Source organism: Brachybacterium muris, from assembly GCF_016907455.1.
Taxonomy (GTDB): Bacteria; Actinomycetota; Actinomycetes; order Actinomycetales; family Dermabacteraceae; genus Brachybacterium; species Brachybacterium muris.
Genome location: NZ_JAFBCB010000001.1, coordinates 842,779 through 862,345, shown reverse-complemented (window position 1 = coordinate 862,345; position 19,567 = coordinate 842,779). Strand labels below are relative to the sequence as shown.

At 70.6% G+C, this 19,567-nt stretch carries 18 protein-coding genes and 1 pseudogene; 3 read left to right on the top strand and 16 right to left on the bottom strand.

Annotation, left to right across the window (positions count from 1 at the left end; genetic code table 11):
- Positions 1-37: 37 nt before the first annotated feature.
- Positions 38-433: a LysM peptidoglycan-binding domain-containing protein gene (locus tag JOD52_RS04010; RefSeq protein ID WP_204408856.1), complete on the bottom strand. Its 396-nt coding sequence runs from the start codon at positions 431-433 to the stop codon at positions 38-40.
- Between the two features lie 170 nt (positions 434-603).
- Here JOD52_RS04010 and lexA point away from each other — a divergent pair, with 170 nt between their 5' ends.
- Positions 604-1,308: a transcriptional repressor LexA gene (gene lexA / locus JOD52_RS04005; RefSeq protein WP_017822752.1), complete on the top strand. Its 705-nt coding sequence runs from the start codon at positions 604-606 to the stop codon at positions 1,306-1,308.
- A 31-nt stretch (positions 1,309-1,339) separates the two neighbouring features.
- Here lexA and JOD52_RS04000 read toward each other — a convergent pair whose 3' ends face one another.
- Both JOD52_RS04000 and hflX read right to left on the bottom strand, forming a co-directional pair.
- The gene (locus JOD52_RS04000; protein WP_204408855.1) at positions 1,340-3,388 is read right to left on the bottom strand and encodes a helicase C-terminal domain-containing protein; all 2,049 of its coding nucleotides are present in this window, start codon (positions 3,386-3,388) and stop codon (positions 1,340-1,342) included.
- A 140-nt stretch (positions 3,389-3,528) separates the two neighbouring features.
- Positions 3,529-5,124: a GTPase HflX gene (hflX, locus tag JOD52_RS03995; protein ID WP_204408854.1), complete on the bottom strand. Its 1,596-nt coding sequence runs from the start codon at positions 5,122-5,124 to the stop codon at positions 3,529-3,531.
- Between the two features lie 182 nt (positions 5,125-5,306).
- Here hflX and JOD52_RS03990 point away from each other — a divergent pair, with 182 nt between their 5' ends.
- A complete protein-coding gene (locus JOD52_RS03990; protein ID WP_017822755.1) occupies positions 5,307-5,924 on the top strand; it encodes a class I SAM-dependent methyltransferase in 618 nt (205 codons plus the stop codon).
- Positions 5,925-5,957: 33 nt separating this feature from the next.
- On the opposite strand, the gene dapF is transcribed toward JOD52_RS03990, so the two are convergent.
- Both dapF and miaA read right to left on the bottom strand, forming a co-directional pair.
- Complete coding sequence (gene dapF / locus JOD52_RS03985; RefSeq protein WP_017822756.1) at positions 5,958-6,803, bottom strand: diaminopimelate epimerase; 846 nt, start codon at positions 6,801-6,803, stop codon at positions 5,958-5,960.
- Between the two features lie 9 nt (positions 6,804-6,812).
- Positions 6,813-7,754, bottom strand: a complete 942-nt coding sequence (gene miaA, locus JOD52_RS03980) for a tRNA (adenosine(37)-N6)-dimethylallyltransferase MiaA (protein ID WP_239551780.1) — start codon at positions 7,752-7,754, stop codon at positions 6,813-6,815.
- A gap of 208 nt (positions 7,755-7,962) precedes the next feature.
- On the opposite strand from miaA, the gene JOD52_RS03975 reads away from it, so the two are divergent.
- Positions 7,963-8,448 carry a type III secretion system chaperone family protein gene (locus JOD52_RS03975; protein WP_237738643.1) on the top strand — a complete coding sequence of 162 codons (486 nt, stop codon included), beginning with the start codon at positions 7,963-7,965 and terminating at the stop codon, positions 8,446-8,448.
- Positions 8,449-8,473: 25 nt separating this feature from the next.
- Here the strand turns inward: JOD52_RS03975 and JOD52_RS03970 are convergent, their stop codons facing one another.
- From JOD52_RS03970 to JOD52_RS03920, 11 genes and pseudogenes are all read right to left on the bottom strand, one after another.
- Positions 8,474-9,559: a MiaB/RimO family radical SAM methylthiotransferase gene (locus tag JOD52_RS03970; protein WP_338124046.1), complete on the bottom strand. Its 1,086-nt coding sequence runs from the start codon at positions 9,557-9,559 to the stop codon at positions 8,474-8,476.
- Between the two features lie 20 nt (positions 9,560-9,579).
- Complete coding sequence (locus JOD52_RS03965; protein ID WP_338124028.1) at positions 9,580-10,326, bottom strand: ATP-binding protein; 747 nt, start codon at positions 10,324-10,326, stop codon at positions 9,580-9,582.
- Complete coding sequence (gene istA / locus JOD52_RS03960) at positions 10,323-11,885, bottom strand: IS21 family transposase (protein ID WP_204408388.1); 1,563 nt, start codon at positions 11,883-11,885, stop codon at positions 10,323-10,325. Before istA ends, JOD52_RS03965 begins: the two co-directional genes overlap by 4 nt.
- Before the next feature lie 158 nt (positions 11,886-12,043).
- Positions 12,044-12,655, bottom strand: a pseudogene (locus tag JOD52_RS03955) (tRNA (N6-isopentenyl adenosine(37)-C2)-methylthiotransferase MiaB); the annotation flags it as partial.
- 56 nt (positions 12,656-12,711) lie between these two features.
- Positions 12,712-13,344: a regulatory protein RecX gene (locus tag JOD52_RS03950; RefSeq protein ID WP_017822760.1), complete on the bottom strand. Its 633-nt coding sequence runs from the start codon at positions 13,342-13,344 to the stop codon at positions 12,712-12,714.
- Between the two features lie 3 nt (positions 13,345-13,347).
- Entirely contained in the window at positions 13,348-14,442 is a 1,095-nt protein-coding gene (gene recA, locus JOD52_RS03945; protein ID WP_017822761.1) for a recombinase RecA, read from the bottom strand.
- A 256-nt stretch (positions 14,443-14,698) separates the two neighbouring features.
- Positions 14,699-14,920, bottom strand: a complete 222-nt coding sequence (locus JOD52_RS03940; protein ID WP_017822762.1) for a DUF3046 domain-containing protein — start codon at positions 14,918-14,920, stop codon at positions 14,699-14,701.
- Between the two features lies 1 nt (position 14,921).
- Complete coding sequence (locus JOD52_RS03935; protein WP_031306961.1) at positions 14,922-15,227, bottom strand: helix-turn-helix domain-containing protein; 306 nt, start codon at positions 15,225-15,227, stop codon at positions 14,922-14,924.
- Positions 15,228-15,392: 165 nt separating this feature from the next.
- A complete protein-coding gene (locus JOD52_RS03930; protein ID WP_017822764.1) occupies positions 15,393-15,890 on the bottom strand; it encodes a CinA family protein in 498 nt (165 codons plus the stop codon).
- Positions 15,891-15,903: 13 nt separating this feature from the next.
- Positions 15,904-16,503, bottom strand: a complete 600-nt coding sequence (pgsA, locus tag JOD52_RS03925) for a CDP-diacylglycerol--glycerol-3-phosphate 3-phosphatidyltransferase (RefSeq protein ID WP_017822765.1) — start codon at positions 16,501-16,503, stop codon at positions 15,904-15,906.
- Between the two features lie 88 nt (positions 16,504-16,591).
- Positions 16,592-19,537, bottom strand: a complete 2,946-nt coding sequence (locus JOD52_RS03920; protein WP_239551774.1) for an FtsK/SpoIIIE family DNA translocase — start codon at positions 19,535-19,537, stop codon at positions 16,592-16,594.
- Positions 19,538-19,567: the final 30 nt, after the last annotated feature.

The following is a 19,567-nucleotide window of genomic DNA, read 5'->3' as shown; positions in this document are numbered from 1 at the left end:
ACAAGAGTACCGGGAGCACCGGGACACGTGAACGGGATCAGCGATCCACACCGTCCCCCACGGGCAGCTCGAGCTGTTGGCCTGCGGCGACACGGCCGGTGGGCAGATGGTTCATGGTGCGCACCTGAGCGATGTACTCCTGCTCGCTCACGCCCTCGGGGGCGTAGCGCTCGGCGTACTCCCACAGGGTGTCCCCCGCTTCGACGGTGACGGAGATCTGCTGCTCCTGCCCGGAGCCGGCGAGGGCGGCGGGCACGTCGAAGACGAGCAGGGCGAGCGCAGCGACCACCAGACCCGCCAGGAAGGCGATGGTGGTGACGAGAGCGCGACCCCGCGGGGTCAGCTCGAGTCGAACACCCGAGCGAGCAGCGGTGCGCTGCCGGCGGGCATCACGGTGCGGGAAGGGCAGGACCGTGGTCGTATCGGTGTGCATGTCCGAACTCCTGTTCGATCGAATCTATGTGCGACTGTAGACCGGGAGGTGGCGACACGCAAGTGGAAACATCGAACATGTGTTTGGAATCCGACTCCGTGCCACCTACTCTGGCTGACAGGACCACCACACCGCAGGGGTCTGACAAACGAAGCCAGGAGGCCCGCCCGATGTCGCCGAGCACCAGCCGTCCCTCGGAGCACGATGCGTCGTCGCTCTCCCCCGCGACCGAGGAGCAGCAGAGCCTGACCCGGCGCCAGCGCCTCATCCTGGAGACCATCACCGCGGCGATCTCCGCCCACGGATATCCCCCCACGATGAGGGAGATCGGCGACGCCGTGGGGCTCACGTCCTCATCCTCGGTGTCCCACCAGCTGCAGGCGCTGGAGCGCAAGGGCTACCTTCGCCGCGATCCCAAGCGCCCCCGCGCGATGGAAGTGGTGATGCCGGGCGAGGACGACTCCCCCACCCCCCTGCATCCCGAGGGCGCCGTGGTCGCCGACGCCGTCTCCGTCCCCCTGGTGGGTCGCATCGCCGCCGGCGTGCCGATCACCGCCGAGGAGCAGGTGGAGGATGTCTTCCCGCTGCCCACCCGTCTGGTGGGCGACGGTGACCTCTTCCTGCTGCAGGTGGTGGGCGACTCGATGATCGATGCCGCCATCTGCGACGGCGACTGGGTCGTGGTGCGCCAGCAGCCCGTGGCGCAGAAGGGCGAGATCGTCGCGGCGATGATCGACGGCGAGGCCACCGTGAAGACCTTCGCCCAGCGCGACGGGCACGTGTGGCTGATGCCCCACAATCCGGCTTTCGCCCCGATCCTGGGCGACCATGCCGAGATCCTGGGCAAGGTCGTGGCGGTGCTGCGCGCCGTCTGACGGGCCGGTCCCCGCCGAACAGGCGAGGTTCTCAGCGATCCGCGGCGAGGCGCCGCAGCGCGCCCAGGGCAACCTCGGGGTCGCTGGTGGGCCACAGCGGCGGCATGGCCTCCCTGAGGAACCCGCCGTAGCGGGCCGTTGCCAGGCGGGCATCCAGAACCGCGACCATCCCGCGATCGTCCACGCTGCGGATCAGGCGCCCGGCTCCCTGCGCCAGCAGCAGCGCCGCGTGCTGGGCGGAGACCGACATGAACCCGTTGCCCCCTCGAGAGGCGATCCGCTCCTGCCGGGCCGAGGCCAAGGGCTCGTCCGGCCGCGGGAACGGGATCCGGTCGATCGTCACCAGACGGCAGGCCCGGCCCACCACGTCCACGCCCTGCCACAGGGTGATGGTGCCGAACAGGCAGGAGTCCTCCTCCTCGCGGAAGATCCGCACCAGGTTCGAGATCGAGTCCTCCCCCTGCACCCCGATGGTCAGGTCCAAGCGGGCACGCACGTGCTCCGCGGCGAGTTCGGCTCCCCGACGGGAGGAGAACAGGCACAGCGCCCCACCCTGTGATGCCTCCACCAGATCGGTGAGATGATCCAGCATCTCGCGGCTCGGCCCCTCACGACCCGGGGGCGGCAGGTGGCGGGCTGTGTACAGGATCCCCTGGCGGCGGTAGTCGAAGGGGCTGCCCACGTCCAGGCCGGCCCACGCCCCGCGGTCCTCCAGCGGCGGCACCTCGTCCGGGTCCATCCGCGCCGCGCGGGCCAGGCCCACCTCCCCTGCGGGCGGTTCGAACCGTCCCCCGAGAGCGAGGGTGGCAGAGGTCAGGATCGCGGTACGGCTCTCCAGCACGGCACCGCGCATCGCCCCGGCCACGCTCAACGGCGCCACCTGGATGCTGGAGCGCCCGGTGGCCTCCGAGTGGGAGACGGAGACCACGTCGTCCTGGCCGGGGTCGAGCAGACGTTCGCACACGTCAATGATCTGCTGGAGGTTAGATCGCACGGCCTTGCGGGAACCGGCGGTGCCGGACACGGTCGCGTCCCCCGCGTCCTTCGCATCGGAGTGGGCCTGACGGGACTCGGTGCGCAGATGCTCGAGGGCGTCGGCGAGCTGCTCGGGCAGATCCCCCATCACCCGTCCGTCGGGCACCAGGGCGAGGGCTTCGCGCAGCTCCTCCCCCGCGTCGTCCAGGGCGGTCCCCGCCACACCGAGCCCGCGCAGGTCCCGCACGGTGCCCCGCACCAGGGCGGGGGTGAGCATCTCGGTGACGGCGGCGGTGACCGAGCCGGTGAGGCTGTGGGCCTCGTCGAACACCACCACGTCGTGCTCAGGGATGATGCCGTGGCCGTCGAAGGCGTCGATCGCCAGCAGCGCGTGGTTGGTGACCACCAGGTCCACCTCCCGGGCCAGTTCCCGGCTGCGCTCGGCGAAGCAGGAGTCCACCATCGGGCAGCTTCCTCCCAGGCAGTGGGAGCCGCTCACCGACACCTGGCGCCAGGCACGGTCGGAGACCGGGGAGTCCAGGGAGTCGCGGTCTCCGGTGGTGGTCTCCTCGGCCCATTCGCGCAGCCGGCGCACCTGCTCGCCGAGGCGCTCGCTCGCGCCAGGGGAAGGATCCGCGGTGGCCTGGGCGAACAGCGCCCCGGGGTCGATGTCGACGGGGTAGCCGCCGTCGAGCTTGTGGCGGCACACGTAGTTCGAGCGGCCCTTCAGCAGGGCGAAGGTGGGGGTGCGGGGCAGGTGCGGGGCCAGTGCCTCCACCAGGCGCGGGAGGTCCTTGGCCACGATCTGGTTCTGCAGGGCGATGGTGGCGGTCGAGATCACCACCGGCCGGCCGGAGGTCACCGCGTGGTGCAGGGCAGGGACCAGGTAGGCGAGGGACTTGCCGGTACCGGTGCCGGCCTGGACCAGCAAGTGGCGGCCGCCCTCCATCGCGGTTCCGACCGCCTCGGCCATGACCCGCTGGCCTTCACGGGGAGTGCCGCCGATCGCGCTGATCGCCGTGTCCAGGAGGGTGGCGAGCGATGCCGGTGAGCCCGCTCCCGATCGATCGGGACGCGACGGGGAGGAGGCATCGGCAGAGGGCACCGGTCCACGGTAGCGGGCGCCCGGCTCGGGCCGGTCCAGGCGCGCCCTGGCCGTGCCGTGTGCGACCGGTCGTGCCTTGCCCGGCAGGCCGTGCCGTGTGCGACAGCCCGTGCAGGCGTGCGAACGCTGGGCAGCTGCCGTCAGGCGGCGCCGTGGAGCTCTGCGGCTAGGGCCTCGTCGACGCGCGCCTTCAGGTGCGTGCCCTCCATCAGGTGCTCCTCGGAGATCACCTCACCGGTGGTGTGGACCCGGGAGATCAGGTCGCCGCGGGAGTAGGGCACCACCACGTCGACCTCGACGGCGGGCCGGGGCAGGTGCTCGGCGATCTGCTCGCGCAGCTCCTCGATGCCCTCGCCGGTGCGGGCCGAGACCACGGCTGTGTGCTCCACCAGGCTGCGGATCCGGGCGATGGTCTCGGGTTCGGCGATGTCGGCCTTGTTCAGCACCACGATCTCCGGGACGTCGAAGCCCTCGAGCTCCCCCAGCACGGTACGGACCGCACGGATCTGCCCCTCGGGGTCGGGGTGGGCGGCGTCCACCACGTGCAGCATCAGGTCCGCGTCCCCCACCTCCTCCAGGGTGGAGCGGAAGGCCTCCACCAGCTGGGTGGGCAGGTGGCGCACGAAGCCGACGGTGTCGGCGTAGGTGAACTCGCGGCCGTCCGGGGTCTGGGAGCGGCGCACCGTGGGGTCGAGGGTGGCGAAAAGGGCGTTCTCCACCAGCACCCCGGCTCCGGTGAGCCGGTTGAGCAGGGAGGACTTGCCGGCGTTGGTGTAGCCGGCGATCGCGACCGACGGCACCTGGTTGCGGTGCCGGTCGGCGCGCTGCGCCTCGCGGCCCGGGGCCATCGCCTTGATCTCGCGGCGCAGCTTGGCCATGCGGTCGCGGATGCGCCGCCGGTCCAGCTCGATCTTGGTCTCACCGGGGCCGCGCGAGCCCATCCCGGCGCCGCCGGCGGCAACGCGACCACCGGCCTGGCGGGACATGGAGTCGCCCCAGCCGCGCAGACGCGGCAGCAGGTACTCGAGCTGGGCCAGCTCCACCTGGGCCTTGCCCTCGCGGGACTTGGCGTGCTGGGCGAAGATGTCCAGGATCAGGGCGGTGCGGTCGATGACCTTGACCTTGACCACGTCCTCCAGGGCGCGGCGCTGACCGGGGCCGAGCTCCCCGTCGACCACGACGGTGTCGGCGCCCACCTCGGCGACGACCTCCGCCAGTTCGGCCGCTTTGCCCTTGCCGAGGAATGTGGCAGGGTCGGGGTGCGCACGGCGCTGCAGCACTCCGTCCAGCACCTCGGAGCCGGCGGTCTCGGCGAGTGCTGCGAGCTCGCGCAAACTGTTCTCGGCGTCCTCGAGATTGCCGGTGGTGTAGAGCCCTGCCAGCACCACGCGCTCCAGGCGCAGCTGGCGGTACTCGACCTCGGTGACGTCCTCGAGCTCCGTGGACAGCCCGCCCACGCGGCGCAGGGCCTGGCGGTCGGCGAGGTCCATCTGCTCGCCGTCAGTGGTGGACTCGTAGGTGATGGTCGAGACGGACGCGTCCCCCCGGGCGAGGATCCTCTCGGTCAGCGGGTCGCGTCGGCCAGCAGATTGCTGGGGCTCACCAGGGTGATCGGCCCGCTCCTGCTCGGGAGCTGCCTCCGGGGTCGAGGGGCTGTGCGCGGCATCGGCTTCCTCGGCGGAGCTCCCGGTGACGTCATCGTCGCGCGCGGGGTTCGGGTGGAAGGCGATGGGCACGGTCGGGGTTCTCCTCGTCGTCGGGTGGTGGGCAGGAGACGGTGGTCTCGTCCCACGTGGACATCCAGAATCCCACGAGCGGGGGCGCCGGTCGAGGGATTTTGCGCAGGGCGGAGCGCGGTGCAGGCCGGCCGAGAGGTCCCCGGCTCCTGTTCCGGTCGCCTTCTCCGTATCCTGACCCGGTGAACGAGCACTACTTCTCCCCCACCTCCGACACGGACCAGGCACCGTTCCGCTTGCGGGTGCGGCTGGCCGGTGCCGAGCGGGACCTGGTCTCCAGCAGCGCCGTGTTCTCCGCGCGCGGGCTGGACAAGGCGACCGCGGTGATGCTGGACCGGCTCGATGTGCTGACGCCGGTCCCTGCGGGCGCGAGGATCCTGGACCTGGGCTGCGGGTGGGGGCCGATCGCTCTGACTGCTGCGCTGCTGCACCCCGATGCGGAGGTGTGGGCGGTGGATGTCACCGACCGTGCCCGCGCGCTCACGCGCACCAACGCCGAACGCCTGGGGCTGGACAACGTGCAGGTGGCCTCCCCGGAGGAGGTGCCGGCGGACCTGCGGTTCGATGCGATCTGGTCGAACCCGCCGATCCGCATCGGCAAGGAGGAGCTGCACGCCCTGCTGCTGCACTGGTTGGGGCGCCTGGTCCCGGCCGGGACGGCCGCCATGGTGGTGGGGAAGAACCTGGGGGCCGATCCGCTGGCCCGCTGGCTCGGCGAGCAGCTCCCGCAGCGCACGGTGGCCAAGGCCGCGAGCGCCAAGGGGTTCCGGATCCTCGAGGTGGGGCCGGAGCGGGCCTGAGCGGCCTCCCCCGGCGCCCGGTCAGCCGGCAGGTCAGCCGGTGAAGGTGCCCTCGGCGACCAGCCGCGCGGGACCGGTGAGCGTGACCTCCTGGCCCCGCCATCCCACCTCGAGGGTGCCGCCGGGGACCTCCACCGTCCACGGCTGACCGGAGTCGTCCCCGGCACGGTGGGCTGCGGCGACGGCCACGGCGGCAACACCGGTCCCGCAGGAGTCCGTCTCACCGACACCGCGTTCGAACACCCGCATCGCCACGTGGCGCGGTCCCCGCTGAGCGACGAACTCCATGTTCGTGCCGCCGGCGGGGTCCGGGGAGATCCCGGGACGGCGGGCGAGGTCGATCTCGGGAAGGGGCCGATCCTCGGGAAGGAAGGCGACGGCGTGGGGGTTGCCCATGTCCACGTCCAGCGCGGGCAGCTCGATGCCGTCGATGGCGAGAGTGCGGCCGTTGTCGGCGAGCACGGGGGCGCCCATGCCCACACGCACCGTCCAGTCCTGCCGGTCCTTGGCCGGCCTGCCCAGGATCTCGACCGTGCGCCGGCCGGCCCGGGTCCAGATGTCGAAGGCGTCGTCATCGACCAGGCCCGAGGCGCGCAGGTAGGCGGCGAACACGCGCACCCCGTTGCCGCACATCTCGGCCAGGGAGCCGTCCGCGTTGCGGTAGTCCATGAACCACTCGGGGGCATCGGCCGGGGCATCGATGCCGGCGGCGTGGGTGCGCACCACGCGGATCACGCCGTCGCCGCCGATGCCGCCGCGACGGTCGGCCAGGGCTGCGACGGTGGCCTCGTCCAGGTCGAGTGCGCCGTCGGGGTCCTCCAGCACCACGAAGTCGTTGCGGGTGCCGTGGCCCTTGGTGAAGGGGAGGGTGCGGTCCATGGGACGAGCCTAGTTCGCCGGGTGGTCGCGCTGCGGGGACCCGGGCAGCTGCGTCAGGGCACGCTCGAGCAGCTGTGGGCCGGGCTCGGCGGCGTCGATCCACCGCACGCGATGGTCGCGGCGGAACCAGGTGTCCTGCTTGCGCACCAGGCGGCGGGTGCCCACCACGGTGGACTCGATCGCAGTCTCACAGTCCATGGTGCCGTCGAGCACCGCGAGGGCCTGCTCGTACCCGATGGCGCGGCGTGCGGTGCGGCCGCGGTCCAGCCCCCGCCCGCGCAGCCCCCGCACCTCGTCCAGCAGTCCTCGGTGGACCATCCGCTCCACACGGAGGCCGATGCGCTCGTGCAGCCCGGCGCGGTCCAGCCGCAGGCCGATCTGCACCGTCGAGGGGTCGCGGTGGACGGGGCGGGGCAGGAACGCGGTGTAGGGGCGGCCGGTCAGCTCCCCCACCTCCAGCGCCCTCACGATACGCCGCATGTCGCCGGCGCCGATGACGGTCGCGGAGTCGGGATCGACCTGGGCGAGCTCCGCGTGGAGAGCGGCGGCGCCGATGTGCTCCCCCCGCTGCTCGATGCGTTCTCGCACCTCGGGGTCGGTCGGCGGGAACTCGATGTCGTCCAGCACGGCCCGCACGTACAGGCCCGAGCCCCCGACGAGGATCGGTACCCGCCCCCGGCCCCGGATGTCGGCGATCGCCGTGCGGGCCTCACGCTGGTAGGCGGCGACGCTGGCCTCCTCGGTGACGTCCAGGACATCCAGCTGGTGGTGCGCGATGCCGGCCCGTTCCTCCGGCGGGACCTTGGCGGTGCCGATGTCCATGCCGCGGTACAGCTGCAGGGCATCGGCGTTGACGATCTCGCCGTCCAGGTGCTGGGCCAGGGTGATCGCGAGATCGGACTTCCCGGTGGCGGTCGCACCGACGACGGCGACGAGCGGGGCGGGGTCCATGGACTGCACCCTATGTCGTGGCGGGGCAGCATGCCGTGGTGGGCAGGATCCAGTGGTGGGGCCTCACATCGAGCGGCTGCTGAGCGCGTCGGCGGGGTCAGCGGGATCACCCTCACCACCGCCCGTACCACCAGGTGCAAGGAGTATGGTGAGCAGCGGCCCGATGATCCTCGGGCCGTTCCCTTCACGATCGCAGGACGAGGTTGATGTGACTGCACCGAACGAGTCCCCCACCGCGACGGGGTCGCGCACGGCGTTGGAGCCGATGTCCCTGGAGCGCGTCGAGGAGAGCCTCGCCCGGCTCGGCTACGCGTTCGTCGAGGACGAGGAGCACCCTGACGTGCTGCGCGCCCGCTTCGACGACTACCGCTTCCAGTTCATGCTGACCGGTGACGAGCACGGTGTGATGCAGACCCGTGGCCGCTGGAACCACACCGTGGACGTGTCCCGCAAGGTGGAGATGGTCAAGCTCTGCAACGAGTGGAACATGAACCGCATCTGGCCGAAGGTCTACGTGCGCCGTGAGTCCGAGGGCCTGTTGGGCGTGTACGGCGAGCTCGCCGCGGACTTCCGCGCCGGGGCACTGGACGACCAGATCGACAACTCCATCACCTGCGGCCTAAGCACCGTGATCGCGTTCTTCCACAGCCTGGAGGAGCGCCTGGGCGCCGAGCTCGACGAGCTCGACGACTGACGCCCCTTCCCAGGCAGGCCGCGCGTCAGCGGGTGCGCAGGCTGGGGATCCCCAGCACGACCGGACCGGACGGCGCACCGCCTCCGCCGTGGCCGGTGCCGCAGGCACCTGACTGCTCGATCCCCTGCACACCGGCCTCCCAGGCGTCCCCGGAGCGGGTGCGCCGCACCGAGAACTGCTGCGGATCGAGCTGCTGCCACGTGCGGCCCGGCACCACCGCGCTGTCGGCGATCAGGTAGCGGGGCGCAGCCCGGGTCACGGTCGCGGTGACCAGGTCCCCCGGTCGGGGCCGCTCGGACTCGGGAAGATCAGCGGGCAGCGCGAGGTGCACCAGGCGGTGGTCCCTGGCCCGGCCCGAGATGCGGTGGGTCTCACGGTCGCGCTCGCCCTCCCCCTCGGCCACGAGCACCTCGACCACCTGGTTCTCCAGGCGCTGGTTCTCCTCGTAGGTGATGCGGTCCTGCAGGGCAGTGAGCCGCTCGTAGCGCTCCTGCACCACGGCCTTGGGGATCTGCTGGTCCATGGTGGCCGCGGGGGTGCCGGGGCGGATCGAGTACTGGAAGGTGAAGGCGCTGGAGAAGCGGGAGGCCTCCACCACGTCCAGGGTGGCCTGGAAGTCCTCCTCGGTCTCACCGGGGAAGCCGACGATGATGTCGGTGGTGATGGCGGCCTCGGGGATGCGCTCACGCACCCGGTCCAGGATGCCCAGGAACTTCGTGGAGCGGTAGGAGCGGCGCATGCGGCGCAGCACGTCGTCCGAGCCGGACTGCAGCGGCATGTGCAGCTGCGGCATCACGTTCGGGGTCTCGGCCATCGCCTCGATCACGTCATCGGTGAACATCGCCGGGTGGGGGCTGGTGAAGCGAACCCGCTCCAGGCCCTCGATGTCACCGCAGGCGCGAAGCAGCTTGGCGAAGGCACCGCGGTCACCGAATTCGACGCCGTAGGAGTTCACGTTCTGGCCCAGCAGGGTGACCTCGATGGCGCCGGCCTCGACCACATCGCGCACCTCCGCGAGTGAGTATTCGTAGTCGTGGGAGCCACCGAATCTTGCTCTTGGGGACCGCCGATCGTGCCGACGGGGGCCAGTAGCCGCCGCGGTGGGGACCACTGGCTCCCGCCGGCATCGGGTCACTGGGGCAGTGCGGTGTGTTCTCGCATGTTCCTGTCGCCGGTGTCGATCCAGATTGTGTTGTGCACGATGCGGTCCATGATCGCATCGGCGTGGACTGCTCCACCGAGCCGGGCGTGCCAGTCCTTCTTCGGGTACTGGGTGCAGAACACGGTCGAGCCGGTGTCATAGCGGCGCTCGAGCAGTTCCAGCAGCATCGAACGCATTCCCTCGTCAGGATGGTCCAGCAGCCACTCGTCGATCACCAGCAGCGAGAACGTGGAGTACTTCCGCAGGAACTTCGTCTGGCCCTGCGGCTTGTCCTTTGCCAGGGCCCAGGCCTCTTCGAGGTCGGGCATTCGGATGTAGTGGGCTCGGAGCCGGTGCTGGCAGGCCTGCTTCGCCAGCGCGCAGCCGAGGTAGGACTTCCCTGAGCCGGTGAAGCCCTGGAAGACCACGTTCTGTTGCCGCTGGATGAAGGAGCAGGTTGCCAGTTGCGCGATCACGTTCCGGTTCAGTCCCCGTTCCTCGACCAGATCCAGCCGCCGCAGGTCCGCTCCGGGATAACGCAGCCCCGCCCGGCGGATCAGACCCTCGACCTTTCCATGATTGAAGATGGAATGCGCCTCGTCCACGATCAGCTGGAGCCGTTCCTGGAACGACATCCCCAGCACGTGAGCCTCATCCTGGGCATCGATCGCGTCCAGCAGCGCGGTCGCGCCCATCTCGCGCAGCTTCCGCTTCGTGTCGTTATCGATCACGCTCACCGGACACCTCCGGCGTAGTAGTCGGCGCCACGGACGTATCCGCCGTCTTCCGCGGGTTCCTCGCGGGGTGGACGCAGGGCGGCGACCTTGTCCTGCCCGGTGGCCAAGATCGGGTGCAGATGCGCATAGCGCGGTGAACGGACCCGTCCCGTCAGCGCGAGTGCGCAGGCCGCCTCGACCCGATCTACGGAGAAGCGGCGAGAGAGCCGTAGCACCGCCAACGCGGGATCCAGGCCCTGTTCCACGATCGGCACGGACTCGAAGATCCGCTGGATCACGATCACCGTGGCCGGCCCGACCCGATCTGCCCACGCCCGCACCCTCTGCGCGTCCCAGGCCTGGAAACGCTCGCCCGCAGGTAGGTCCGCGTCGTTGGTGCGGTACTCATTGCTCGCGGTCTCCGGGAGCAGCAGGTGACTGGTCAGTCGCTGGCTGCCCTGATAGATCTCCAGCGTCCGGGCCGTGATGCGCAGATCGACCTTCGCGCCGATGTGCGCGAACGGCGCGGAGTAGAAGTTCCGCGCGAACGTGACGTGCCCGTTCCTGCCCACTCGTCGTCCGTAGTGCCATGTCGAGATCTCGTAGGGCACCGCCGGCAGCGGCGTCAGCAGCGGCCGCTCCTCCGCGTCGAACACGCTGGCGCGGGATCCGGGCCGCTTCTGGAACGGCTCCGCGTTATAGGCCTCCATCCGCTGCCCGATGGCGGCTGCAAGTTCGGGCAGGGACGTGAATCGCTGATCCCGCAGCCCGGCGATGACCCAGGTCGCGACGTGCGCGACGGTGTTCTCCACGCTCGCCTTGTCTTTCGGTTTCCGCACCCTCCCCGGGAGCACCGCCGCCGAGTAATGCGCTGCCATCTCGCGATACGCATCGTTCAGGACGATCTCGCCCTCGCGGGGGTGCTTCACCACACCGGTCTTGAGGTTGTCCGGAACGATCCTCGGGACCGTCCCGCCCAGCGCCTCGAACATCGCTACGTGCGCTCGCAGCCAGGACTCCTGGCGCATATCCAGCGCCGGGAAGCAGAACGCGTAACGAGAAAAAGGCAGGCAGGCAACGAACAAGAACACCTTCGAGACCTCGCCGGTGACCGGATCGGCCAGCTCCATCGTGGGGCCGGACCAGTCGACCTCCACGCTCTGGCCGGCCTTGTGACCGACTCTCGAAGCGGCACCGGTGACCATGACGTGGTGCTGGTAGGTGCGGCAAAACCGGTCATACCCCATCGCCGGATCCCCAGCCGCCGTGGTCGCGTCGAAGTACTCGCCGTGCAACAGCTTCAGCGTCACGCCGACCCTGGCCATCTCTCGATGGACCTGTTCCCAGTCCGGCTGTGCGAACACGCTCTCGTGCTCGCCCCGGCCCGGGAACAACCGGGCATACACCTGCTCATCGGCGACGTCCGCGATATCGCCCCACCCGATCCCTGCAGCGTCAGCGGCCTCGAACACCGCCCTCACGGACTTGCGGGACATGCCCTGCGAGGACGAAATCGCTCGCCCCGACAGACCTTCTGCGCGCAGCTGGAGCACCAGCTTCGCCCTGATCTTCCGTACCATTCCAGATTGCTCCTTCCGCCGCGTGCCCTATACACACGGCGGAAGGAGCGTAGACAGAGCGGCCCCAACGACACCACTGGTGGTCCCGAACGACGCCACCGCTACGGCAGCGACGTGGCACCCGAACCCTCGATCAGCGGACCCCAGCGAGGCGAATATTCAGCGAGCACGTCGCCGGGGCGGCGATCCTTCTCCTTGCCGCGCAGGGCGGGGACGATGCAGAAGGTGCAGGTGTTGTTGCAGCCCACGCTGATGGACACCCAGGCGGCGTAGGCGGATTCGCGCCGGGTGGGCAGGGTGGAGGGGAACACCTCGAGGGACTCGAGGATCTCCACCTGTGCCTCGGCGTTGTGCCGGGCACGGTCCAGCAGCACCGGCAGGGAGCCGATGTTGTGGGTGCCGAAGACGACATCCACCCAGGGGGCGCGCTCGACGATGGTGGCGCGGTCCTTCTGGGCCAGGCACCCGCCGATCGCGATCTGCATGCCGGGGTGGGCGTCCTTGGCGGGCCGCAGGGCACCGAGGTTCCCGTAGAGCTTGTTGTCGGCGTTCTCCCGCACCGCGCAGGTGTTGAAGACCACCACGTCCACCTCACCCTTCTTGGCGTCGGCATCGGCCGGGGCCGCGACGTAGCCGGACTCCTCGAGCAGGCCGGTGAGGCGCTCGGAGTCGTGGACGTTCATCTGGCAGCCGAAGGTGCGCACCTGATAGGTGCCGCGCGGCGCGTTCGAGGTGAGGTCTGCGGTGCTGGTGGCGGTGGTGGTGCTCATGGTGGATCCAGGGTACGGCGTGCCGGTGGTGCCCTACGGGGCCTGTGGCGTGAGGTTCACTGCGTGGTGGCGTCCCGCAGCTCGCTGGAGATCACGCGCACGGCGAGGTCGCCCGGGTAGCCCCTGCGGGTGAGCAGGGCGTCCAGGCGGCGTGCCATCCGGCGCCGATGCGCCCCGTCAGGGTCGTCGTCGAGGCGGTGCTGCTCGGGGCGGAGCCGCGTGCGCACCAGTTCGCGGCAACGCTGCTCCTCATCCCCGGGGCCACCGATGGCGAGGGCCTTGTCGATGTGCGCATCCCCCACCTCGCGCGCCCGCAGCTCCCGCCGCAGGGCCTCATCGCTCAGTGCCCGCAGATCGCGGCGCTGGGTGACCCATTCGCGGGCGAAGGCGGCATCGTCCACCAGCCCGGCCCGGTCGATGCGGGCCATCGCCTCGTGGGCGATGGCGGCGGGCACCGCGCGCTGCTCCAGGCGCTGCCGCATCTCCCCCGCCGAGCGCCGGCGGGTGGACAGCAGCCGCATCAGGTAGCGGCATTCGTGCACCACGGCCTTCTCGCGGGCCGCGGCCTCCGGGTGCGGGGCGGCGCGGGGGCGCTCCAGGATCTCCCTGGTGCGCTCCCGCAGCCGCTCCTGAGCCGTCGCCCGGGCCTGGGCCTGGGCCTGGGCCTGGGAGGCAGGTTCCGACCGCACGGATCAGATGGTGGCCGGGACGTCCTCGTCGAGGAACTCGTCCTCACCGAGGGCGTCTTCGGCGGAATCCCCCGCCTGCTCGGCGGCGTAGGGGCCCACGCCGAGGGCACGCAGGATCTTGTCCTCGATCTCAGCGGCGAGGTCCGGGTTGTCCTTGAGGAACTGGCGGGAGTTCTCCTTGCCCTGGCCCAGCTGATCCCCCTCGTAGGTGAACCAGGCACCGGACTTGCGCACGATGCCGTGCTCGACGCCGAGGTCGATCAGGCTGCCCTCGCGGGAGATGCCCACCCCGTAGAGGATGTCGAACTCGGCCTGCTTGAAGGGCGGTGCCATCTTGTTCTTCACGACCTTGACGCGGGTGCGGTTGCCCACGGAGTCCTGGCCGGACTTGAGGGTCTCGATGCGGCGGATGTCCATGCGCACCGAGGCGTAGAACTTCAGTGCCTTGCCGCCGGTGGTGGTCTCCGGGCTGCCGAAGAACACGCCGATCTTCTCGCGCAGCTGGTTGATGAAGATGGCGGTGGTGTTGGTGGAGGACAGCGCACCGGTGAGCTTGCGCAGGGCCTGGGACATCAGGCGCGCCTGCAGGCCCACGTGGGAGTCACCCATCTCGCCCTCGATCTCGGCCTTGGGCACCAGTGCGGCCACGGAGTCGATCACGATCACGTCCAGTGCGCCCGAGCGCACCAGCATGTCGGTGATCTCCAGGGCCTGCTCGCCGGTGTCCGGCTGGGAGACCAGCAGGGCGTCGGTGTCCACGCCGAGCTTCTTGGCGTACTCCGGGTCCATCGCGTGCTCGGCGTCGATGAACGCGGCGATGCCGCCGTTGCGCTGGGCGTTGGCCACGGCGTGGAGGGCGACGGTGGTCTTGCCGGAGGACTCCGGGCCGTAGATCTCCACGATGCGGCCACGGGGCAGGCCGCCGATGCCGAGTGCGGCATCCAGGGCGACGGAACCGGTGGGGATCACCTCGACCGGCGGGCGGGTGTCGTCCCCGAGGCGCATGATCGAGCCCTTGCCGAACTGGCGGTCGATCTGGGCGAGAGCGGCGTCAAGGGAGGACGCGCGGTCCTTCGGGGCGTTCTTCGGTGCGGGCATGAGTGGATTCCTTCCAGAGGGCCGGGGTGCCGGCGTGCTGACCGTGCGGCCACACTAGGCGGGGGCTCCGACAATCCACGCCGCCCCGGTCTCACTGTGGATCACAGGGCATTGGGGAGGAACGTGGGGTCGAAGGGTCCGTCGCGGATCACTGTACCCGAACAAGCGTTCGAAACGAATGTGTCGCACGACCGGATCCCCCGCGTGTCGCACCCGAGGGGCTCGGGAAGCCCCCAGGGACTGCCCCGGTGCCCGATCAGCGCCGCTGCTCGGGCGGGACCTCCCAGCGTGCGGATTCCGGCACATCGAGCTCATCGCACAGCGCAGTCCACACCGCACGCACCGGCAGGCCCTCGTCGAGGGCCTGCTCGGCAGTGCGACCGCCGATCGGTTCGAGCACCAGATCGCGGACATAGGTGCGGGCCAGCGCAGGCCCGAAGACGTGGTCGGCCAGTTCGCCGAACTCGCTGCGCCGCACCTCAGCGGGCGCCGACCAGGGGGCCGGCGGCGTCGGTGAGCTCGTCGGGCACGGTGTCCGGGACAGACACGCCCTCGGCGACGGCGATGCGGTCGGAGACCTCCCGCAAGACGAAGGACAGCGGCAGCCCGAGGGCATCGGTGACCGAGACCAGCAGTTCGCTGGAGGCTTCCTTCTGGCCGCGCTCGATCTCGCTGAGGTAGCCGAGGGACACGCGGGCGTCGGAGGACACCTGCCGCAGGGTACGACCCTGGGAGCGGCGTGCATCCCGCAGGACGTCACCCAGCTCGTGGCGGAACAGTGCCATGGCTCTCCCTCCCTTCCTCTGGTGGTGCTGTGCGTAGTGCGCTGCGTGAGCGCTGAACATCAGGTTCATCGTGCTCTCCACAACGCCCTCACCCATACAAGTGTTCCCAGATCATAGTGGCCGTCGTCTCGAGGTGGCTGGGAATTGTGGACGGGCGGCCTGCGTTCAGCGTCGTCCGGCCTCGCCCAGGGCGCGCAGCAGCAGTTCCACGGCGGCATCGACCGTGGCCACACGGACGTCGCTGCGGCTCCCGGTCAGCTGCAGCTGCTGGACCACCGGTTCTTCCCCTGCCCGGTCCACCGCGAGGAACACTGTGCCGGCGGGCACACCCCTGGCGTCCGGGCCGGGGCCTGCCACGCCCGTGGTGGCGACCGCGAGGTCCGCGGCGTACAGCGCACGCGCTCCTGCAGCCATCTGGAGCGCCACCTCGGCGCTGACCGCACCGTCGGTCTCCAGCAGTGAGGCGTCGACCCCGAGCACCCGCTCCTTGGCGGTGTACGAGTAGCAGGCCGCTCCCCCGGCGACCACGGCACTGGACCCTGGCACGTCCACCAGCCGTGCCACCAGGGCCCCGGCGGTGAGGGACTCCGCGGTGGCGATGGTGAGCTCCCGTGCCGCGGCGGCGGCGATCACGGGGGCGGGGTCCGGTCGCTCCGCGGCCATGGGATCGACGGCCTCAGAGACCGGCGCCGGGACCGGCGAGGGCCTCGCGACGCAGGCGCAGCCCGTCCTTGAGGTTCACCAAGCCCGACCAGACGGTGAGCACCACCGCCAGCAGCACCAGGGCCAGGCCGATCCACTTCGCCGGGCCCCACCACAGCTCGAAGGGCATCAGGCAGAAGGTGATGGCGACGGTCTGCACCACGGTCTTGGCCTTGCCGGCCCAGTTCGCCGGCAGCGCCCCGTACTTCAGGATGGTGAACCGCATGATCGTGATGCCGAACTCCCGCACCAGGATCAGCACGGTCATCCACCACGGCACGTAGTCCCACACCGACAGCATCACCAGCGCCGCGCCGGTCATCGCCTTGTCGGCGATGGGGTCCATGATCTTGCCGAAGTCGGTGATCAGGCTGCGGGAGCGGGCCAGGTGCCCGTCGGCCAGGTCCGTGAGCATCGCGATCACGAACACCGCGGTGACCAGGATCCGTCCACCCACCGAGTCGGGGTACATCACCGCCAGCACCACGAACACCGGCACCATGACCATCCGCACCATGGTGAGGATGTTGGCGATGTTCCACAGCGGGACGGGCTGCGTGCGGGGGGCGGTCATCGGGGCTCCTGGTGTCTGTGCGGTCCCGACAGGTCGGGCGGTGCGGTGCGGACGCGCTGGTCGTCCGGGGCGGACGACGGGGGCGGTATCAGCGGCCGGTGAGGCTCCATGCGTCCTCACCGTCCTCCGGGTCGTCCTCGTCGTAGTAGTCGGTCGCCGGCTCCGTGCCGTCGTCGGCCAGCGGGTCCGTGCCGTAGCGGTCCTCACCCGCAGACGGCTGCTGCTCGTGGTCGATATCGCCGTCGGCGGGGCCGTACTCCTCCTCGACATCGACCGCACCCTCGTCATACGCCTCGACGTCCTCCCCCGGGGCAGCGGCAACAGGCTCGTCCTCGCCGCGGATGCGGGCGAGGGCCCCGGCCAGGCCGTCGGGGTGGATCAGCACGTCGCGGGCCTTGGAGCCCTCGGAGGGGCCGACGATCTCGCGGGACTCCAGCAGGTCCATCAGACGACCGGCCTTGGCGAAGCCCACCCGCAGCTTGCGCTGCAGCATGGAGGTGGAGCCGAACTGGGTGGTGACCACCAGCTCGGCGGCCTGCAGCAGCACGTCGAGATCATCGCCGATGTCGTCGTCGATCTGCTTCTTGGCCGCGGCGACGGTGACGTCCTCGCGGTAGGTGGGCTTCATCTGGGTCTTCACATGGTCGACGACCTTGTGGATCTCCGACTCGTTGACCCAGGCGCCCTGCACACGCATCGGCTTGGCCTTGCCCATCGGGTGGAACAGGGCGTCGCCCTGACCGATCAGCTTCTCCGCACCCACGGAGTCCAGGATCACCCGGGAGTCCTGCAGGGAGGAGGTGGCGAAGGCCAGGCGGCTGGGCACGTTGGCCTTGATGATGCCGGTGACCACGTCGACGCTGGGCCGCTGGGTCGCCAGCACCAGGTGGATGCCGGCCGCGCGGGCCAGCTGGGTGATGCGTTGGATCGAGGCCTCCACGTCGCGGGGGGCCACCATCATCAGGTCGGCCAGCTCGTCCACCACCACCAGCAGGTACGGGTAGGGGGCGATGCGTCGCTCGCTGCCGGGAGGGGCCTTGACCTCACCGGCGCGGACGGCCTTGTTGAAGTCGTCGATGTGCTTGTACCCGAAGGCGGCCAGGTCGTCGTAGCGGGCGTCCATCTCCCGCACCACCCACTCGAGGGCCTCGGCGGCCTTCTTGGGGTTGGTGATGATCGGGGTGATCAGGTGCGGGATCCCCTCGTAGATCGTGAGCTCCACGCGCTTGGGGTCCACCAGCACCATGCGCACCTCCTCCGGGGTGGAGCGCATCAGGATCGAGGTGATCATGGAGTTGACGAAGCTGGACTTGCCGGCACCGGTGGCACCGGCCACCAGCAGGTGCGGCATCTTGGCGAGGTTGGCAACCACGTAGCCGCCCTCGACGTCCTTGCCCACGCCCATCACCATCGGGTGCTCGTTGCGGCGCGCCACGGAGCTGCGCAGCACATCGCCCAGGGCCACCGTCTCGCGGTCCACGTTGGGGATCTCGATGCCGATGGCCTTCTTGCCGGGGATCGGCGAGAGGATGCGCACGTCCGCGCTGGCGACGGCGTAGGAGATGTTCTTGTCCAGGGCCGTGACCTTCTCGACCTTGGTGCCGGGGGCCAGCTCCACCTCGTAGCGGGTCACCGTGGGCCCGCGGGAGAAGCCGACCACCTCGGCGTTGACATTGAACTGCTCGAACACCTCACCGAGGGCCTCGCCCACGCGGTCGTTGGCCTCGGAGCGGGTCTTGTGGGGCGGGCCCTCCAGCAGGTACGAGGAGTCCGGGAGGGTGTAGACCACGTCACCGGCCAGCTCCAGCTGCTCGCCCGCACGCGGCAGGTCACCCATCGGCGGCGGCACCAGTTCGGCCTTGGTGGCCTCGTCCTTGGCATCGGAGGCCGCGGCGGCCTTCTTCGGGCCGGCCTTCTCGGCGCGGGTCGGTGCGCCGGCTGCGGCGGAGGCGGCACCGGTCTTCTCTGCCTTGGTCGGGGCGGGTGCGGCGGCGGCACCTCTGGGGAAGGTCTTGGCGCGCTGGTTCTCGTCCTCGACCACGTCGAACACCTCGGTGGCGTCACGGCGCTCCGGCTTCGCCCCGGCACGCTTGGAGCCGCGGCCGCGGGGGGCGGGCTCGTCGGTGCTGACAGCGGAGTCGAAGGGCTCCTCGCCCGAGGGCTCCCGCCCCTCGGCGGCGGCCCGCTCGGCCTCCTCCTTCTCACGGCGGCTGCGACGGCGGGGACGGCCCGCCGGCTGCACGGTGGTGTCCTGCTCGTGCACGGCAGGGTCCACGCGGCGCGGCCGCAGGCCGAAGGCGAGACGCTCCTCGTCCTCCTCCTCGCTGCGTCCCACCATCGCGTCGTACACGTGGCGGAGCCGAGCAGGGATCGACTCCACGGGGGTGGCGGTCAGCACCAGCACCCCGAAGGCGATCAGCAGGGAGTGGATCACGATCACGGCCACCGGCGGCAGCAGCGCCTCCAGGGGCGCGGCGGCAAGGTAGCCCAGAACGCCGCCGCCGCGAGCCAGGGCCGCGATACCGTCAGCGGGCGCGGGAAGCCGCGCGGAGACGGAGGCGATCGCGGAGATCGCGATGAGCAGGATCGCGATGCCGATCGCGATGCGGGAGTTGGCTCGCACCTGGTCGGGGCGGCGGAACATGCGCATCGACCAGCCGGCCATCAGCAGCGGGATCACCACCGAGGAGATGCCGAAGGTGCCGGCGACCACGGTGTGCACCGCGCCGAGGACGGGGCCTGAGGCCTGCCACCACTCCACCACGGCCACCAGGACCGCCAGCAGCATCAGGAACAGGGCGTAGCCGTCGCGGCGCAGTTCGGGGGCCACCTCCCAACGCTGCACACCGATGGAGCGGACGAAACCGCCGACCATCCGGGCCAGAGCGAGGTAGCCGGAGCGCACTGCGCGCACCGGCAGCGGAAGCGCCGAGGGGTCACTGCTCGCGGCACCCTTGGTGCGCGAGGTCCCGGACGCGGTGGTCCGGGAGGAGCCTTTCGACGCACGTGCGGGGGAAGACGTACGTGTCGCCATGATGGCCAATCTACCGCGTGGGCCCCGTCA

Coding starts and splice junctions, on each gene's coding strand:
- JOD52_RS04010 (WP_204408856.1), bottom strand. CDS start 433: ATGCACACCGATACGACCACGGTCCTGCCCTTCCCGCACCGTGATGCC.
- JOD52_RS03935 (WP_031306961.1), bottom strand. CDS start 15,227: ATGGCACTGTTCCGCCACGAGCTGGGTGACGTCCTGCGGGATGCACGC.
- JOD52_RS03930 (WP_017822764.1), bottom strand. CDS start 15,890: ATGGCCGCGGAGCGACCGGACCCCGCCCCCGTGATCGCCGCCGCCGCG.
- lexA (WP_017822752.1), top strand. CDS start 604: ATGTCGCCGAGCACCAGCCGTCCCTCGGAGCACGATGCGTCGTCGCTC.
- JOD52_RS03920 (WP_239551774.1), bottom strand. CDS start 19,537: ATGGCGACACGTACGTCTTCCCCCGCACGTGCGTCGAAAGGCTCCTCC.
- istA (WP_204408388.1), bottom strand. CDS start 11,885: ATGGTACGGAAGATCAGGGCGAAGCTGGTGCTCCAGCTGCGCGCAGAA.
- recA (WP_017822761.1), bottom strand. CDS start 14,442: ATGCCCGCACCGAAGAACGCCCCGAAGGACCGCGCGTCCTCCCTTGAC.
- miaA (WP_239551780.1), bottom strand. CDS start 7,754: ATGGACCCCGCCCCGCTCGTCGCCGTCGTCGGTGCGACCGCCACCGGG.
- pgsA (WP_017822765.1), bottom strand. CDS start 16,503: ATGACCGCCCCCCGCACGCAGCCCGTCCCGCTGTGGAACATCGCCAAC.
- dapF (WP_017822756.1), bottom strand. CDS start 6,803: ATGGACCGCACCCTCCCCTTCACCAAGGGCCACGGCACCCGCAACGAC.